This window comes from Parabacteroides caeci, from assembly GCF_023656795.1.
GTDB lineage: Bacteria > Bacteroidota > Bacteroidia > Bacteroidales > Tannerellaceae > Parabacteroides > Parabacteroides segnis.
The window spans coordinates 61,813-82,219 of sequence record NZ_JAMOKT010000010.1 but is presented as its reverse complement, the minus strand read 5'-3'; the positions used below and the strand labels follow the sequence as shown (position 1 = coordinate 82,219).

Genomic DNA, 20,407 nt, shown 5'->3' with positions numbered 1-20,407 from the left:
TTCATCTTATTAAATTAGAAAACAATATTTACACCAAACGTATGCGCTCTTAACAGAGGATTGGAACCGCCGTCAGTATATGTTCTTTCCGGATCAAATCCTTTTGGATATTTTGTAATGGTAAGCATATTTTGACCACTATAATAAAACCGTACTTTTTCTATATTAAGGATATTCAACCATTCTTTTGGTATTGTATACCCAATCTGGAGATTTTTCAATCGCAAATAAGAAGCATTTCTCATCCAAAATGACGAATTATAATATACACTACTGTTCTGCGACCAGGAAGACAACGGTCTTGGAAATTTTCCGTCAGGATTGGTCTCTGCATCCCATGCATCTCGATACAGAGAAGAGGGCTTTGATTTATCTCCCATTAATTCACCGACTGCCCATGAATGAAGAAATCCTTTTACATCGGCAGCACCTTGGAAGAATACCGATGCATCCAGATTTTTCCATGTAGCAGACAAATTTAAACCAAATATCCATTTAGGAGTACTACATCCTAGATAAACACGGTCTTCTGCATCTATAACGCCATCCTCTTTTACATCTCTATACTTAAAATCACCCGGACCGGCATTTGCTCTATTTATCACAGCATTATTCTTGACTTCTTCCTCATTTTGGAAAATACCGTCTACAATAAATCCACCATAGGAATCAATAGAATACCCTTCCTGCAGGAATTTATATCCGTTCCAAATGCGTGCACCGTTATTTTTTAAATCAACGATTTCATTTTTATTATAAGCAGTGTTCGCTGTAACATCCACAGTCCAATCTTTATGTGCATATTTGTATCCTAATTGAAGTTCAACCCCTGTATTATGAACCTCTCCTGCATTTTGATAAGGAGCTGATAATCCGTAAAGCGGACTAACCGGTAATTTCATTAATATATCATATGTCTTTTTCTTATAAGCATCAACTGACAAAACAAACTGATTGGATAAGAAAGCAACATCCAATCCCAAATTGATCGTTTCCGTTGTCTCCCATTTGATGTTCTTATTTGCTCCATCTACAGGAGCAACCCCCTGATAAACAGAACCACCCAAAGCATAGTTCTTCTGTGCAAGAACCGATTGATAAGGATAATTGGATATCGCCTGGTTTCCTAATCTACCCCAGCCTCCACGAAGTTTCAAATCAGACAAAATACCTCGGGTTCCTTCCATAAACGATTCATTAATAATTCTCCAAGCTGCAGAGAAAGAAGGGAAATTACCCCATCGTGTACTTTGAGCAATGCGGGAAGTTCCGTCCCTTCTGATATTGAGCTCCAATAAATATCTGTTATCGTAAATATAGCTTAAACGACCAAAGAAAGAACGGAGAGCTATTTCATAGGCAGAACCAGAAGCTTGTTGTCCATCCGGAGAACCGGCATTCAATTCCCATAAGTCATTATTCAGGAAATTGATCCGATATCCTTTTGTCCAGTCATAACGAGTGTACTCCTGTTCGAATCCTCCCATAATACCTATATCATGAGACCCAAAAGTCTTATTATAATTAATTAATGTTTGCAAATTGACACGTAATTGATTATTACGTTCATCCGTTTGACTATTAGGACCAATATACATACTAGGAGAACCTGTTTTCCAATTATAGAACTGCTGATCTTTTTTAAAACATTCCGCTACATTCGCTTTGTATTCAAATCCAACATTTTCCTGAAGTTTTAATCCTTTAATCGGTTCATAAGTAATATTTCCTACAGCACGACTCGAGTACCATTTTTCGTTATTTATATTATTAATATCCAAATTGGATATCGGATTACCATCGGAATTATAACCATAATAGCCATTTGAATATTTATAAGGGACAAAGGGAGCTATTGTATTTATCATAGTGAATAAAGAGCCTGTCGACCCTGTTTTTGCAGAAATAGGTTCTTTCATATCCCCATACATAAAAGACAAATTTACACCGGCTGTAATCACATTGCTTATTTTCGAATTCACATTACCTCTTACTGTATAACGATCATATTCAGAATTCTTAACGATACCATCCTGTCCTAAATAACCTACCGAAAACATATAGGACGTTCCACCATTTCCTCCGCTTATTTCTGCTCTATGATTTTGCATAAACCCTGTCTTATAAAACAAATCATGCCAATCCGTATCCGGATAATTATCCGGATCAGATCCATTTTTGAACAGAGCGATCTCTTCCGTTGTATATCTCGGAGCTTTACCTTCATAAATCAAAGCTTTATTATACAACTCTGCATATTCCGCAGAAGACAGATATTCCGGTAAACTAATTGCATTCTGCCATCCAACATATCCGTCATATTTTAAACGGGGAGCTCTTTCCGTTCCTTTTTTGGTGGTAATAAGAATTACACCATTAGCAGCACGTGATCCGTAAATAGCAGCAGATGAAGCATCTTTCAGGACAGATAGACTTTCAATATCATTCGGATCAATGTCACTGATACCGCTTACAGGCATTCCATCCACAACATACATAGGATTCGAATTATTTAATGTTCCAGTTCCACGAACACGCAATGTGGGGTTATCACGCCCTGGTTGTCCTGTATCAGAAGTTACCGACACTCCTGGCAACAAACCTTGAATAGCATTGGATATATTAGTCACAGGTCTGTTTCCGATCGATTCAGAATTAACTGCAGCTACAGCCCCAATTACATTTACCTTTTTCTGTACACCATAACCAACTACAACTACCTCATCAAGAGTTTGTAAATCTTCCTTCAGATAAATATTGATTGTATTATCTTTAGGAGTTACAGATTGTGCCAAATAACCGATAAAGGTAATTTCCAAAGAACTATTTTTTCCTATGGTAAGAGAGAATTTACCATCAATATCTGTGACTGTTCCATTGTGAGTACCTTTTTCTATTACATTCGCTCCAATGACAGGTTCTCCATTCTGGTCATAAACTGTTCCTTGCAATTGTTTTTTATCCTGTTGGGATTTCTTTATTTCCAAACTCGACAAGATTATGTAATTATTCACAAACTCATATTTCAAGTTATGTCCGGCTAAAGCTTCCTCCAAATATTCGGATACTTTTGCTTTCTTTTTCGTTAATGATAATTCAAAGTTTGAACGAAGACCGCTTGTACTATAGATTACCAGATAATCAGTCTGTTTTTCAATTTCTTTAAAAAGCTCTTCTATCGAAATTTTGTTTGAGTTCAATTCGATAACAGCATTTTGCGCTTCTGTATTCACTGCGAACAATTGACAAGCACAAACAAAAAGAATAAAAAAGGATATTTTCATAATTCTGAATGCCTTTTGGATATTTTTTAGACATAAGAAATGTATTAACAAAGGATTTATTTTCATATCTTTGTTTTGTTAAGTAAATACTATTTTTTTGATCACGAATGGGTTTGCTTTTCGCTAAATCGGTAGATACGCCAATATCTGCCGATTTTTTTAATTTGTCATGGACTCATACATATTACATTTAAAGGTTAATACTTTTTTTTACTTACTCAGAACGATCTGATTCAACTCGTCATCTTTTTTAATATTAAATTTATGTATCCGCTGGATCAACCGGAGTATTTCCAGCACGCCATCCCTTTGACGGAACTTTCCGACATATTCATAATTTAATATTTCCGGGTCTTTCACAATTATTTTTACATCATAATATAACTCGAGTTTCTTTATGATGCTTCCTAACTTTTGCCTTTTAAATGTATAAATACCTTGGCGCCACAACAATTCATCCGGATCCTTCGTCGACAGTTCCAGCCGTTTCCCTTTCTGAACCAGATACTGTTCCGGAGAAAGTACAACTCCTTCCGACTCTAAAGACGAGAAATAAGCTTTCACAGACCCTTGCTGAAGATAAACACCGGTATAATCACTCCCCGGATAACAGAACACATTGAACTGAGTACCCAAAGCCTTTACATCGATCGTTCCGGTAGAAACAATAAAAGGTACTTTTTCGTTTTTAGCCACATTGAAAAAGCCTTCCCCCGATAAAAAAACCTTTCGTTCCTTTTCAAAAAAAGAAGGATAAGATAATTTCGAACCGGCATTCAGCCACACTTTCGTTCCGTCAGGCAACGTCAGTTCCGCACGCTGTCCGGCAGGGACAAGCAGTTCCTGCTGAAAAGCGATCAATTCTTTCTGTTCTGCCAGATTCCCCGAAAAATAGTAAGAGGCCAGCATCCATGCAGAAACAAAAGCAATTACAATGATCGCAGCATACCGGCTGAAAGAGATCAGCATTACTTTTCGTTTTTGAACATTAACCAGCTTTCTGAAACAGGCATAATTTATCCGGCCCTGCTCCTTGTCCATCCGTTCGGGAGTCAATTCGAGCAAGCTATGTAAATGTTGATAATCTATTATCCGGGATTTCAGCACAGGGTCTTTGTAGGCTTCTTTCAGAAGCTGATCCTGTTCTTCTTTTGATAAATTTCCCTGACAATATTTTATTATTCTTTCATCCATCGTGTACGATTCTTTATATAGTAAACGAACAGGAAAAATAATCCCCCTAAATAAAATCAATTTTTTTTCTGTTTATCTCAATTTTCCCAGGAAGATAAAAGGAACAAGAGTAGCGGTAAGTGGTTTTTCAGTTCCTCCCTCAACTTCTTATAAGCTATAGTCATTTGGCTTTCAATGGTTTTCACAGAGACATTCAATTCTTCTGCTATTTCTTTCTGCTTTTTCCCTTCTATTTTACTCATTACAAAAATTTCCCGGCACCGTTCGGGTAACGTATCAAGTGCTTTCTCTATGATGTCTTTTATATTGTCTTCAGAAAGGCCTTCTATATTAAAAGCCTCCAATGAATCAAATTTCATACGGAAAGACAGATCGAACTCCTCCTGCATTTTAACAGCAGCTTCCTGTTCCATCAACCTCCGCCGTAAATAATCGATACATTTATTTTTCACAGAGGTAAATAAATAGGCAACCAGATTTATGTGGAAACCCAGTTCCTCTCTCTTTTGATAGAACTCCAGAAAAACATCCTGTGCGATATTTTCAGCCTCCTCATCAGAAAGGACATAGTCGCGTGCAAAATATTTGACACGCGAATACCATGTTATGTAAAAATTCTCGAAATCCATCAATATATCCGATATCTCAAAACAAACTCCTTACTATAAACAAAAGTAAATAAAAACATCGAATATGCAAAAGTCATTATTTATAAACCAAATAAACCTCGAAAGTAAATAAAAACTTTCGAGGTTTACAATCATACTACTAATTATGTAACAGCTACTTCTAAACAAGTAGCTATCATTCTGTCAATTTATACATTTCACAAGCTGCCATCAGAAAACCTCCGGTCCCATACACCTGTGTCATTCTTTTTTCAATTCTCTTCGGAGCCTGCCCTACCGGTTGTACCCAACAGACTTTTCCTTCCGTATCTACTGAAGCGACAAGCGCTTTCCAACCTTTCGTTACTACCGGTAAAAATTTATCTTTAGGCAGATATCCCTGATTTATACCGTAAGCCAATGCATAAACAAACAACCCCGTACTACTCGTTTCAGGATCCGGATATGTTTCCATATCCAGCATACTTGTCCGCCAAAAACCATCTTCACACTGCAACTCAGCTACCCGGTCACTCATTTCACGGAATAGTTGTAGATAATACGGACGATATTTTTTATCCCCTGCCGGTAAGGTTTTCAATATTTCAGCCAGGCCACCCATAACCCAACCATTACCACGCCCCCAGAAAACCTTCTTTCCGTTTGCCTCACGTTTATCCAGATAATTCCCATCACGGAAAAATAACTTCTCTTCTTTATCATATAAATGTTCGTAAGTCGCTTTGAATTCCTTATCGGCAAATTTCATAAACGCCCTATTGCCGGTAATCGCATACAGACGGGAATAAACTGCCGGAGCCATATATAAAGCGTCACACCACCACCAACGGTCACTTTTTCCTTTCGATATATCGATATTTCCTTTTGGTTGGTGTTCGAGTACCCATTCCGCACGTGCCAATGTTGGAATTAACATATTGTCCTTCTTGTACTTTACATACATATCCAAATAAGCCTGAGCCACACAAATATCATCCGCATTATACATACGGTTACCTACCTGCCAATATTCTTTATTGAAGATATTCTCCAAATACTTAAAATATTTATTATCACCGCTCAATTCTGCCCAGTCGAACATTCCGTTATATAAAACTCCATTCCTCCAGCCACGGGCGACACCACTACTAAACGGCGCTGTTTTATAATCACGAAGCTGCCAATCCGCAACCTTAGCGGCAACTGTTTTAATCGCTTCTTTATTCAGGCTGCTATCAAATCCTTTCGCCTTTTGATTCACACGGATAGCACTTTCATAAGACTTAAAGCCAGGATATTTATAATTATAAGCCCATAAGACATTCGGTTGATCACCAGAATAATTACGAACAACAAAAGGACGAATATTGTCACGTTCCGAATCCCGGGTTACCGCCTCTGTCTTCCATTTATCCTTTCCTCCAACAAATGTCCATTTCTCTATTTCAAATACATTATTAATAGGCCGCGAGGTATAAACAACCGAAGGATTCTGATGATCCAGATAAACTCCTCCCGAATAATTTTCTTCGGTTTCCATATAGTTTTTATTATTATAATCATTACGCATAAAACACTGCGCGGCATCCGTTATTTTATGATTTTCCCATTCATTCCCGTTCCAGCGGGCATACCAATAAGAATGAGTACTTCTGGCATGAGAAAAACGGGCATAGACCAGAACAGGTTTTTCTTCCTGATCGAAAGCCACATCCCAAATCCAGGCCTTATCGAATGTTTTTGTTGCATCGTAGACTTTATCGGTCTGACTTGGCATCACTGGCTTATCAAAGCTATCCGATATAATTTCTCCGTTTGCTTTAGTCAGTTTCCCTTTTTCATACATCATAAAATAAATCGAATTCGTTGCTCTATCACGAGGATGGGCATCTGTAAAAGCAAAGAAAATTTTATCTTTATGATTAGTCGTAACTTTCATATAAGGACGGCCACTCTCTCCAAAAATCGTATCATTGACTACAATCGTTACCGGATCACTCCAGGTTTTAAAATCATCTGTCGCTATAAAAGTCGGTTTAAAATTACGTCCTCTAAAGAAGAGATACGTCCGGTTATTTTCTGAAGAAAGCATTACCGGATTGGAATAACAAACACCTAATTTTCCGGGCATATCAGGATCGACTTGCTGTAATTCATTCCATGATGATATATCGGCCGGATTTTTCGATATCGCATAATAAATGGGAGAATTCTTGGTTCCGCCATGAGCAGAGAAAAAAATGGCAATTCGATTGTCAGGAAGTGCCATAACCGATGGATTCGCATGGTCATCGTAATCAAACTTATCTTTCAGTTTATACTGCCGTCTTTCCTGAGTTGCAGGATCATAACTAAAAGCCCAGATACTTCCCTCTTTATCTACAAATCCGCCAATCATCTTATCATTGACATAAATCGCACGGGGATCAGAAAACCAACACCAGGCACCATCATTTGTGATAAAGGCATAATCTTCAGCATAAGGAGGCGTGTCCCATTTATATTGTTGGGCATTCACTCCTCCTGCTAATAAACAACACGCCAGAAAAGCCGTATTACAAACTTTTCGTACATTTCTTGTAATCATATAGTTTTTTGATATTAGATATTATAAAACAGTGTCTTTGCTTAAAGACACTGTTCTTTTAAAAAACACAAATAAAAAACTCACTCATAGTTTCCCGGATTTTCATCCTGCCATTCATTCACTCCATCTCTTACACGGTTTCTGAATGTTAATGTATCCGTTACATAAGAGATAGTACCATCTCCATTATCGTATTTATACTTAAGGAATATTTTTCTATCCTGAAGTAGTTTGGCCTGATTAAAACGGGATTCTCCGTCCGGCAATACATTTATGTCAGAGGAAGAAGATTTTCCCACCGTAATAGTCCCGTCCGAATTTAAAGTCAACTTCATAGAACCTTTATCCGCATCATCTGCCAGACCGTTTGTCTCCAGTTCGAAAGGAGCGACTGTAGATAAAGTCCAGACTTTAGATTCCGGCTGTGGTATCTGGGTATAGTAAGCAACCGTATTCAGCGTATTACCAGCCGCATCCTTTACAACCCGAACTCCTCCATGCCAATAATTACCGAAAAGCATATTTTCATATTTCAATCCGATCACAGCATACCGCATGGGCTCTATGATAGAATCCGCATCAGCCGACTCTATATAAAAAGGTAATGCATAAGCTGCTTTCAATGTCTTCGGATCAGAAAGAAATTTAGCAGAATCCGCATAGACAGTAACTGTTCCGCCATGTGACCCCTTACGAATCACCATCTCTTCCGAATTACTTAATGAATAATAATCTGCTGGCATAGGCAACAGTTCATTTACACCCGCGACAGAATTCTTTATATAATTCTGTCCGCTTTTCATCCGTGCCAAAGCATCCGGTGTCACCAGATCATTCTTTATCTGATAACGAACAACACGGTCCTTATTATTTTTCAAAACCCCGGCCAATACAGTCCCTACATCGATCTTCAACCCCTCGCCAACGACAAAAGTCCTGACATTCTCCTGATAAGGAAAATAAACCCCATCATAATCATAATCTTTCACATATTCGTCATAGCAAGAAGTCAAAGCCGCAGCCAATAATATAAAAACTCCTATCTTTTTCATGCTTCTATGTTTTTATTAAATTCATTTTACTGCCAGTTATCCCAGCCTTTATTCTGTTCCAATTTATCCATTCTCAAGATATCATCATAGGGTAACGGAAGATAAGGTGATGTATAAATTCTATTTTCTACAACATCCTTATCATAATCAAAAGTATTCTCCGCATTCTTCAAAATTTTTGCTTTATAGACAGGTTGATTCAACATTTCAATGCTGCCATCTTTCGACCATCTCCTAAGATCATAAAAACGCATACCCTCGAAACAAGTTTCCAGACGCCGTTCATTCTGTATAAACTTTCTGAACTGATCTTTTCCCATTGTAGCGACCTCGTCCAGATAAGGATCATCGTCCGTATAAAGCTCTTTCCCATCATAAGTTTTTCTGGTACGCAAATATTTCATGGCCTCCTTTGCCGACAATCCGTCAATCGTATGATTAGGTCCTCCAATTTCATTAGCTGCTTCTGCGAAGTTCAGAACCATATGGGCCCAACGAATATAGAAACGGGAATGCGGCATCTTCTTTACGGTCGCATCACTCCAGTTTAGTCCCATATAAATATATTTCTTTATATGATAGTTCGTACGGCTGGTCGCTTTATTTCCTGCGGCATCTTTTCCCAATGCATCTTGATTTTCCCAACATTCAAAAGTATACATAGGCTTTGTCTCATTATTATCTCTGTTGGCTTTCGAATTATTATAAAAAATCACACTGTAAAAACGAGGGTCGCGATTAGCATACGGATTTTTCGGGTCATATAGTTTTGCTCCTTCCGGATGATCTTTCGGATAACCGTTCTTCATTGGAAAAGCATCCACCAGGTCCTGAGTACCCCCTAGCGCACCATTCCCCTGGAAACCAGCCGGATACAAAGCACGTTCCATTGCATCATTATTATTATCATAGCGAGAACCATAAACTATACCCGGAAAATTCGGATCAGTCCAATCAACTCTATTTACCGGATTAAATCCGTTTTTTACATTATCCACATTTAGTTTAAAGTCGATCACCTGTTTGGCATATATAGCTGCCTTCTCCCAACGTGTCATATCATTCTCCGGATTAAACAGCGGACTGGCATATGTAAGATACATTTGCGATTTGAGGGCAGTCATTGTGATACCGTCTAAACGGCCCCAATAACGAGAACCGGCATAAACCAGATCGCCCGCATTTTCCACTAAAAAATCGCGATGCGCGATCGGCAAATAAGCGTATGCGGAATCGCAATCACTCTCTATTTGTTTTACGCACGCGGCATACGTATCTCGTGCAAGGTTCATATCGTCCTCAAAAACATTTACCGGTTCGGTAATAATAGGGAACCCCAGCAACTCGCCACTCTTTATACCGATACCACCATAACGCCGAAGTAAATCCCACTGGAACCAGGCACGCAACGCAAAAGCTTCTCCCTGTAAACGATAACGTACCAGATCGTTAAAATGGGCATCTACCATAAAACGAGTATTAAACCCATGTTGATCTTTCAAAAATTTGTTGACTAAAGCGATTCCTTTATAATCCTCTATCCAATAAGCCTCAAAAGGATCCTTTGACGGAGTTAAAGCTCCGGTAGCCAACTTTGCCATCGCATGTGTAGAGCTCGTTACTACCGCATCATCGGTCGCCCCATCCAGAAAAAAGCCATTATTATGGTTATAATTACGCTGCATATAGTCATAGCACTGTCCGACTAATCCTTGTACAGCATCCTGGCGCTCCCAAAAATCCTCTTCCGATAATCTGCCGTAAGGATAAGGATCCAGAAAATCCGCACAGGATGTGCTCATCATAACTACTACTGCAAAAAGACTTGTTTTTACTATATTTTTCATCTTACTCTTAATTTTAGAAGGTTAATTTGACTCCGCCCGTAAACGTTCTATTCAGCGGATAACGATCTATCCCCGAGGTTGCAGATTCAGGATCAATATCTTTTATTCCGGAAATTGTTGCCAGATTAGCACCGCGAACAAAGAAACGAGCCTTACGGATACCCATGAAAGCGGAGGCTGCCAAAGGTAGATTATAAGCAATTTCAATATTCTGGATTTTAAAATAATCACCTTTTTTCAACCAAAATGTAGATGCCTGATAATTGTTTTCCACTTTATAATATGTCTGCCGAGGTAACTTATCAGTACCCACATTCTCCACTAAATATTTTGAATAATTATTATCACCCCAACCGTTATGGAAATATTTGCTGGTCAAGGGAATATCAAAACCAGAACGGCCGTCTCCGATAATCGTTAACTCGATATTTTTATAAGCCAGATTAATATTCAATGCATAAAACAAACGAGGAGATGTATTCCCTATCTGTTTCATATCATTACCATCCACAACTCCGTCATTATTCAAATCTGCATATTTAAAATCTCCAGCTTTCAATTTTTCATCGAACAGTTGAGGTATTTTATTTGCTTCTTCATCCGAACTAAACCGTCCCTGATGAACCAATCCAAAATAAGCATCTGTCGGTTTTCCGATACGACTTTGGTATTCATTACGATAATCAGGTTGATCGAATTGGATGCGCTCAGTTCTCGGTAAAGTAGCCATCGCACCGATTGAATACCGGAAATCACCTATTTTATCTGTATATTTTGCAGAGAGTTCCACTCCGTAATAACGCGTTTTATTAAAATTCACATAAGGTGTTGCCAGCAAACCGATAGCCAACGGATACCGGTTAGTCGGTTTCACCCATTCATTAGTACGAAGAGTATTATAATAACTAACACTGACAGACAATTTACGATCCAACATAAGAGCATCCAAACCGACACTAAACTCTTTACGTGTTTCCCAATTCAAATCAGGATTACCCAGTTTGTTATAGGTCGAACGGTAAATATTGTTATCCGTATTACTTCCAAACCACTGATTATTCGTATGAGGTCCAAATGCAGTACCTTTATTGTCTACCCCCCATTTATCTTCATACATGAAAAGCGTCGGAGTCAACGCCTGATAGCCGAGTTCTCCATATTCTGCCCTCAATTTAAGAAAATCAATAAATTTCAAGTTTTTCATAAACTGTTCATCCGAGATGATCCAGCTGGCACCGACAGAAGGGAAGAACTGATATTGATATGAACTAATCAGGCTCTGTGTTCCGGCAAAAGTCACAGCCGCTTGCAACGTATACTTATTATCATAGGTATAACTACCCGTCCAATTCACATTTTGTTGGCATAAAGGATTCTCTACCTGGTTACGCGTCAATTTGGAAATATGATAAGTCAATGCAGTGTTGATTCCATGTACATCATTAAATAGTCGATCATAAGAAAATGTCTGATAGCCGGAAAACTGTTGGAAATAATAATCATGCAATTTTGCCTGTCCGGACATTTCCGTCAAATCCCACACTTTTTCCAAAGTTACATCTGTTTTATCAGCATTCGGGGTGGCAATATAAGCTGCAAATTGTTCCGCCTTTCCGATACGGGTCAGGTTATAAGCATTAAACCCGACATACGTTCTGGATTTCAGACCCTTAACCAAATGATTCATATCATAGTTCAAAGCTACATTGGCAACGCCCAAACGCCCCGTTTCGTTATAGTAACCATTATCTACCAAATGACCAATCGGATTTCTTTTAAAAGTGGAACTTACTCCATACCAAGGCAAACCCGATTCTTCATCAAAAGCCGCATATACAGGAAATGCATTGGGAGCAATTGTCGTCGCATCTTCTATAGCCGAATTAAATTCAAAAATATCCAGTTCCGCATCATCACTATTATCCTTCCCATAATCTTTATCATATCCATAGTTGGGAGAGCGGCGAATTGTCAGTCCTCCGAAAAATCCGAATTCCACATTAATAAAATCATTCACATTCATATCCAGATTAGCCCGGGCATTCAACCGGTTATAATCCGCATTATTTCCAATCTTGAAATTATCACCTTCACCCGAATATCCCAGATAAGCATAATACTTAATAAAGTTATTGCCACCCGAAGAAGACACATTAGCCCGCTGATAAGATTTCAGATCATTAAACATCATATCCTGATAGTTAACAGCCGGATATATTTTATCATACGGATCATTTCTATCATAACTGGCAAGTGCCGCGTCATCATATAAAGGAGACAAACCATCGTTGATACGTGCCTGATTATTCAAGCGGGCATATTCTCCGGCTGTCGCCCATTTCGGGAAACGATCTACCGTGCTGACCCCGCCTTCTACATTCACATTCAATATCCGGTCATTAGCCTGTCCTTTTTTAGTCTTGATAAAAATAATTCCATTTGCCGCCCGCGGTCCGTACATTGCTTTACCAACCACATCTTTAACAAATGTAACCGTTTCTATTTCTGAAGGATCCAACTGCATTTCCGTAATATCGATCTGCATATCGTCTATGACATAAATCGGACTGAAACCACGCATATTAGCAGAAACTTTCGTCTTTACCCCGAACTGGCCGCGTGTTTCTTCCGCACTCGTACCGGTCGATCCTTCCCCTTCCGTTATCATTAAGCCGGGAATCAGCCCAACCAACGCATTACGGAGATCATTGGAAGGATATTTTTCCAATTCCTTGCCTGTAATAACAATATAATCGCCCGTCGTATTCCTTTTAAAGTTATAGGTGTACGGCAACTGAATACGATCATCTTCCGAACGATAGAGTAAGGAGTGTTTCAATACAACCGAAGGGTCGTTATTCAACAGAGGCATTGAAGTAACTACTTTTTCAAATCCCGGTTTAGAAACAGTGATAAAATCGGTTGGTTTCGCTTTCAGTTTATATTCACCGTTTTGGTCTGTTACCCCATGGGTAAAACCTTCACCAACCACTATTTCTGCATCAGAAACAGTCTCATCAGCCTCATCCACAACTCGTATGGTGAGTTCTAACACTTTCGATTTTTCTTTTTCCTGTGCAGACAGATTACCATAGCCGGTCAGAAAAAGTAAAATCAAACCTACGCATTTTGTTATGACATATAGTCGTTTATATAGATTCATATAATTCTTCTTTTTTTATGGTTCTTATCACCAAATTGGATTCAAACTGGTATCAAAGTTTTTCAATTTATAATAATCATCCGAATGGAACGGAAAATAATACATAGCATCGTGCCATCTGACCTGACGTCCTTCTTCCAACGGCTGCCGTGTATATTTAAATCCGGTAGGATATTCAGCGCTTTTCTCCACTTTCTCAATATCCATTCCATATAATTTTGTCGACATGATTACCGGAGCATCCTTCCAGCGTCGGATATCAAAGTAATGATGACCCTCGCCATATAATTCGATTGTACGTTCATTTTTAATATGCTTTCTGAACGTTTCCGTATCCTTCGTATAAATTGATTTAACCGGAACCATATCAACACGTTCTCTAATCAGGTTGATAGCATCTATAGCAGACATAGAAGCCCCTGGGGCTTTTCCGGACGGACCATAGGCTTCATTTGCTGCCTCGGCATAATTAAGATATAATTCAGTCAAACGAATCAACGGATCTGTCGTCAAAGTATTTACCTGATTCTGGACACTCATATCGCCAAAATATTTCCGGGTATAATACCCTGTATGACTAACACCAACATAACTCTGATCTAAAAGTGTAGAATATTTAAATTTTCCATTATCATTCTCATAATAGATATTTGCCTTATTTTTAACTTCTCCATCTGCCACTTTCGCCCATATTATATTTGCCTGATTGTAAATAACACAATGGTAAAAACGAGGATCACGACTTACATAAGGATCTTGTTCATTATAATGTCCTAATTTGATAGCCTCTTTTCTATCCTCTTCCGTATTCAAAGGATCTCCCCACTGTGTTTCGAACATGTCCACAAAATTCTGTGTTGGATTTTCACCGGACACGATTGTTTTCTTATTAGAAAATATTCCATTTTGCAATGCAGTCGGAGCATTTCCATAATTTTTATTTCCCGCATGCCAGGCCCATATCTGCTCATTTGTATATTTTACACCGTACATATTATCCGTATACCTGTCTCCGTCAATCAAAGCATACTGATATTTTTGTGCCAATTGGATCGCCTCCCAACTGGCAACAGCTGCATCTTCCCAATCTTTCGAACCATTCGCATTATTCAACGGACTTGCCGCATACAATAGCGCTCTGGCTTTCATTGCCTTAGCAGCTACGCCATTGGGTTTCTCCAAATCCGGGTCATTCAAATGTCCTGGTTCTCCTGGTCCCGGATCACGGCGTATTTTTCCCGCTTTCTCGAAAGCGACAAAAGCTGAATCCATATCCAATGCAACGCACCTCAAACTTTCATTTTTGGAAAGACGCGGAATATCCCATTCATCATAAACACCGATCGACTGATTCAGATACGGCATCGGACCCCAATAACGATTTAATACAAAATGTGCATATCCCCGTATGAAATAAGCTTGTCCTCTCAAATCTTCAATATCTTCCTGAGTAGCATCTTTGATCTGATCAACTTTTTCCAATGCGATATTCGAGACCCGTATTACTTTAAACATAGCATCAAGGATAGGTCTTCTGGTTGCCGAAGTTTGATAGGTAAAAAAATTGATATCTGTTCCCATCACTCCGCCTTTTATCCTTTGACCACCAAGTAAACGTCCATTATCAGCCAGTTCTGTTAATGCCTCCAGCCCATAACGTTGATCCCAATTCGCGATACTCAATGCATGAGCACATGTAATATTCTTGTTCTCTTTACCCCCATAAACGGTATAAAAGAATTTCTTAAAATTCACATGTTTAGTAAACACATCTTCTTCTGATAAACCAGACTCCGGGGCTTTATCCAAATAATCCGTACAAGAAAATTGTGTTGACAAACCAATTACTGCAATAAATAATAATATATATTTCTTCATATTGATTTAAGTTTTAAAAAGCGACTTTCAAACCAACTTTATAAGTACTCATCTGAGGATAGAATCCGCGAGCAAAATCTTTTCTTTCCGGATCACCTTCTAACAAACTCGTAATCGTAAAAAGGTTATTTCCCGAAGCATATACTGTAACGGCAGAAATACCGACCCACTTCTTCAAGTATTTCGGTTTTATGTTATAACCCAGATAAATCTCTTTCAACCGAATATAGTCCGCTTTTCTCCAAAAACGATCTTTAATCATTATACCATATCCGGCATAAGCATCTCCTCCCCCCCAAGATAACATAGGAGGATTTCCCTGTCCCACATAATGCAAAGTCGAATGATTTGCATTAGGATTAATCGGCGTCCAATAATCCAATTGAGACTCATGAACCCGAAGAGAACCACTGGTAAACTCTGCCTCAAATGCTTCATTATACTCAACATATTTACCGGAATTTCCCTGAAACAAAATACTAAAATCAAAATTTTTATAGGAAAATCCTCCGGATAAAGAAAAAGTTATCGGCGGATAAAGAGTTCCGTCAATTGCATACTTATCATAAGTATCTATTTTTCCGTCAGCCGTATAATCCAAAAATTTATAATCACCTACATTTATATTGCCTATAGTTGTTGGAGCCGGATTATTATGAATATCATCCACAGACGTATAATATCCGGAACCCGTTAATAAAGCCCCATCAAACTGAGCTCCATAAGGTTTTCCAGCCGCTTTTTTATATTCCGGGGCATAGGGTAAATCATCTTTATCTACAATCCGGTTTTCATTGAAACCAAAAATTCCCTTCAAATTATAACTTAATCCATACGAAGTTGTTTTGTTAAATCCCAGTTCAACTTCCAGACCATGCTTTTTCATTGAACCTTTGTTTAATTGTTTAAACCCGTTATTACCAATCAACATGGTATTACTTTGAGGATTTAACAACATATGTGTTCTTTTTTCATCAAAAAAATCAACTCCTACAGTTATCATATTATCTAAAAAAGCCATTTCAATACCCAAGTCTCTTTTTCGAGCTTCCTCCCACTGAGCGTATATATTAGGTACTTTATCTTCATAAATATAATTTCCGTTAGCACTATATTCGCCAATATAAAGCCATCGTTCACTAGCGGAATCACTACCTACTTTCCCATCAGAATAACGGAATTTCAATTTGTTCATCCAGGAGATATTATCTTTAAAGAACTTTTCTTCCGAAACAACCCAACCGACAGCACCGGAAGGGAAAAAACCAAAACGATTAGAAGGGGCAAACCGTTCGGAACCAGTGTACCCAATATTGACCTCCAATAAATATCTTTTATCAAAATTATAAGTAGCACGACCTACCCAACTCTCGTTATAGTAGGCAAAATCTGTTCCTGAATTTTTCTGATGACGGCTCATTAATGCCAGTGCCGTTACATTATGTTTTCCAAATGAACGTTTATAATCCAATGAAAACTCATAATACAAATTACTGTAATAACCATTTTCCAATCCGCCCACATTAATATCCAACGGAGGCTGCGTCCAACTTTCGTTTCCTTCACCTTCCCTGAACCAAGGATTCATTCCTGTCCCTATTTTATCAAAATTAAGCGTATATTGAGGAACCGACCAATCAGCTGTCAGAGATTTATTTTTATAATACGTACTTAATGACACTTTTGCCTGGACGGACAGTCCTTTCGTTACCATATCCAAATTCTGTTTAAGAATAAGATCCGTAAATAATTTAGAAGATGTATATTCATTAAATTTCCCCTGGTGAAGAGCGGAATAAGGATTTCCTCTTGCATCATTCTGTGCTGCCGCCAGACGATCTCCGGACGCATCCGGATAATCCAGATCCGGAACCTGCTCCAAAACCCATGCCGGATAATAGGCTGGATACAATGTTGTACTAGCCTGATAAACCGGCCTCCAAGGATCTTCACCTGGAGTATTCTGTATACTAATATCTCCTCCGATATTAAAGGATAGAACAGTAGACTTAGTCAAATCAAAATCCAGATTTCCACGAAAATTAAAACGATCATACTTATATCTCGTATCGCAATAACCTTCATTCAAAGAATTAAAGAATGAACCCTGATGATAATATCCTAAAGAAGCAAAGTATTTCACAAAATTTGTACCGCCGCGTATATTAAAATTAGCATTCGTTACCGGCGCAAAATCACGAGCCAGTACATCAAACCAATCAACATCCGGATAACGGATTGAATTCAACGGAGTAGAAGGGTTCCGGTACTCATCAAGTACATTCTGAGGGGTTAGGCTCTGAAAAGTCCCGGCATTCATCAATCCGACATTATACATACTCATTGTCGTATAAGAATTAACATGCCTAGGCATTCGGGTCGGCAGTTCAATACCGTAAGAAGCTGAAAAATCTAATTTCGGTTTAGATTCCACACCGCGCTTAGTCGTCACCAAGATAACCCCATTAGCCCCTTTTGCACCGAAAACAGCTGTTGCCGACGCATCTTTCAAAACAGAAATCGTATTGATTTCATTCGGGTCGAGATCTGCAAAATCACGTTCCACTCCGTCCACCATAACCAAAGGTTTAGAGCTGTTCCAACTGGAAACACCACGAATAATAATATCATTCGTTGTCTGTCCCGGTTGACCAGATTGCTGCATAGTTAATACACCGGATAGTTTACCGGCAATTGCAGCAGTCACATCAGACACTCCAGATTGCACCAAACTCTTATTTCCAACCTGTGTGATCGCACCCACAACACTTTCTTTTTCTTGGACTCCGTATCCAACGATCACTACTTCTTCCAGATGTTCCGTATCCTCTACCAGTTCTACAGAGACATGATTCCTTTTACCCGGTTTTATCTCTACCGTTTTATATCCGATAAAAGAAACAACCAACGTACTGTTAGCAGGCACTTTCAATATAAATTTACCATCGACATCCGTTATTATACCCATTGTCGTTCCTTTAACCAACACATTGGCTCCGATAACAGGTACTCCTGTCTCATCCACCACAACACCCGTCAATTCAATCGGTTGTTGTTGTATGGAAGGAGTTACGGATCTATCCATTTTCTGTTTAATAATAACCTGCTTTTCGTTAATTTCAAAAGTCAGATTAGAATTTACAAAAAGAGGCTTTAAAATATCCTCTATAGAACCGGAGGTAGTCTTTAGAGTAACTTCTTTCTCTAACTCAGCTTTTATGTCTTCCGAATAAAAGAATATATACCCGGTCTTTTCTTTTATCGTTTTAAAGACATCCAACATGGTTGTTTTTCTAGCTTTAACTAGTTGTTCTATCGATACGAAAACATGATCCGTGTGAGCATGAATATTAGTAGCTCCTAATAATAGAACTACAATAAATCCCACACTTTCAAACATTTTAAGAAGAGAACGTAACCGATTTGTATTGTTACGACTTACTTTTTTCATACATTTGTATACATTTTAGGTTTTTCAATTTACTACTGGAAAATTTAAATTCAATCAAGCCTGGATAATTGCCGTTATCCGGGCTTATTCTTTACTGATTAACAATGACTCTCTTTACATTTTACATAGGCTTTTCATTTTTAGTTATTATTCAATTATAATAGTCTCCGATTCAAACCGATAAGTAAATTCATATAACAAAGAAAGAGACTTCATCACCTGATTTACATCATCAAAAAGAATCAACTCACCACCACATCGCCTACCGGCCACTGATGGATCACACTTTATCTCTACATTATAATAACGGCTCAACCGTTTCAATACTTCGGCTACAGTTTCTCCCTTAAACTGAAGAATTCCATCTTTCCATGAAGTGTAGTCGTACACATCGACTGGTACGACTTTATTCTTGTGATCGTTCATCTCTAGTTTCTGATTAGGAATTAATTTTATTTCTTCATTCATCTCTGTTTTTACAGCGACCTGCCCTTTAACCAAAACGACAGACTGAAGTTCTTCATCAGAATAAGCAGAGACATTAAAACTCGTCCCTAGCACATTGACTGTAAATTTAGGAGTTTGCACATAAAAAGGTTTCGACTCGTCTCTGACCACCTCTATATAAATTTCACCCTGCACTTGAATCATTCGCTTTTCAGAAGAAAATGTCGAGGGGAAACGTAAAACAGATCCGGCATTAACCCATACTTTCGATCCGTCCGGCAATTGCAATGAGGAACGTTTTCCACGGGGAACGACTAAGGTATTATAAACCATTTTTTCCTTCGGGTCCACTTTCGATTCTGATAAATAATTTTTCTGCCCTTTGGCATTCTGTACATAAACAGTAGAATCGTAGGCAATAATAGCATTATCTTCAATCTCAATTGTTTCCGCTCGATCTGTGATTAAAGTAACTTCCGTATGAACAGTATCGCTTACCGGGAGAACAGCCAAACTATCTTGACCGACAGATGAATCATGACTCATATAAACCGGAATCAAAAACAAAACTCCGATCAGGCAGGCTGCAACCAGTGCCCCATATAAATAAAGGTTATGTTGTTTTTTCTTTTGTGCATTATGGCTTCTATAAACCTTGTCCAATAATTCCTTTTGCTTTTCCTCCGATAAAGAATAATTGTTCAATTGTATTTTTTCAAAATCATGGCACGCTTCTTCATAAAGTTCCTGTTTATCAGGATGTTCCTTCAAATAGGCTTCCCAATATGCAGTAGATTCTTCATCCGACAACAGTCTGTTACGGACAAAGCGCTCATCTTGCCAAAAATCATTTTTTACTTTCTTTTTCATATAAGAAAACAAGTGTTGTTACTATT

The 20,407-nt window shown here is 38.4% G+C and carries 10 protein-coding genes; all 10 read right to left on the bottom strand.

What is annotated here, in order from left to right; all coding sequences use genetic code 11:
• Window positions 1–14: 14 nt before the first annotated feature.
• The 10 genes from NBH15_RS07170 to NBH15_RS07125 all read right to left on the bottom strand — a co-directional run bounded on the left by NBH15_RS07170 (window position 15) and on the right by NBH15_RS07125 (window position 20,381).
• The gene (locus NBH15_RS07170) at window positions 15–3,350 is read right to left on the bottom strand and encodes a TonB-dependent receptor (RefSeq protein WP_250822304.1); all 3,336 of its coding nucleotides are present in this window, start codon (window positions 3,348–3,350) and stop codon (window positions 15–17) included.
• Window positions 3,351–3,494: 144 nt separating this feature from the next.
• A complete protein-coding gene (locus NBH15_RS07165) occupies window positions 3,495–4,478 on the bottom strand; it encodes a FecR family protein (RefSeq protein WP_250822303.1) in 984 nt (327 codons plus the stop codon).
• A 77-nt stretch (window positions 4,479–4,555) separates the two neighbouring features.
• Window positions 4,556–5,107 (bottom strand): RNA polymerase sigma-70 factor, encoded by a 552-nt coding sequence (locus NBH15_RS07160; protein WP_007657398.1) that lies wholly within the window; start codon window positions 5,105–5,107, stop codon window positions 4,556–4,558.
• A 175-nt stretch (window positions 5,108–5,282) separates the two neighbouring features.
• Entirely contained in the window at window positions 5,283–7,673 is a 2,391-nt protein-coding gene (locus NBH15_RS07155) for a glycoside hydrolase family 88 protein (RefSeq protein ID WP_250822302.1), read from the bottom strand.
• Window positions 7,674–7,753: 80 nt separating this feature from the next.
• Window positions 7,754–8,725 carry a DUF1735 domain-containing protein gene (locus NBH15_RS07150; protein ID WP_250822301.1) on the bottom strand — a complete coding sequence of 324 codons (972 nt, stop codon included), beginning with the start codon at window positions 8,723–8,725 and terminating at the stop codon, window positions 7,754–7,756.
• 26 nt (window positions 8,726–8,751) lie between these two features.
• Entirely contained in the window at window positions 8,752–10,572 is a 1,821-nt protein-coding gene (locus NBH15_RS07145; protein WP_250822300.1) for a RagB/SusD family nutrient uptake outer membrane protein, read from the bottom strand.
• A 13-nt stretch (window positions 10,573–10,585) separates the two neighbouring features.
• Complete coding sequence (locus tag NBH15_RS07140) at window positions 10,586–13,735, bottom strand: SusC/RagA family TonB-linked outer membrane protein (protein WP_250822299.1); 3,150 nt, start codon at window positions 13,733–13,735, stop codon at window positions 10,586–10,588.
• Between the two features lie 27 nt (window positions 13,736–13,762).
• A complete protein-coding gene (locus NBH15_RS07135) occupies window positions 13,763–15,613 on the bottom strand; it encodes a RagB/SusD family nutrient uptake outer membrane protein (RefSeq protein ID WP_250822298.1) in 1,851 nt (616 codons plus the stop codon).
• A 13-nt stretch (window positions 15,614–15,626) separates the two neighbouring features.
• On the bottom strand, window positions 15,627–19,064 hold the full coding sequence (locus tag NBH15_RS07130; protein ID WP_250822297.1) for a TonB-dependent receptor: 3,438 nt from the start codon (window positions 19,062–19,064) through the stop codon (window positions 15,627–15,629).
• 147 nt (window positions 19,065–19,211) lie between these two features.
• Window positions 19,212–20,381, bottom strand: a complete 1,170-nt coding sequence (locus tag NBH15_RS07125) for a FecR family protein (protein ID WP_046145179.1) — start codon at window positions 20,379–20,381, stop codon at window positions 19,212–19,214.
• Window positions 20,382–20,407 lie beyond the last annotated feature (26 nt).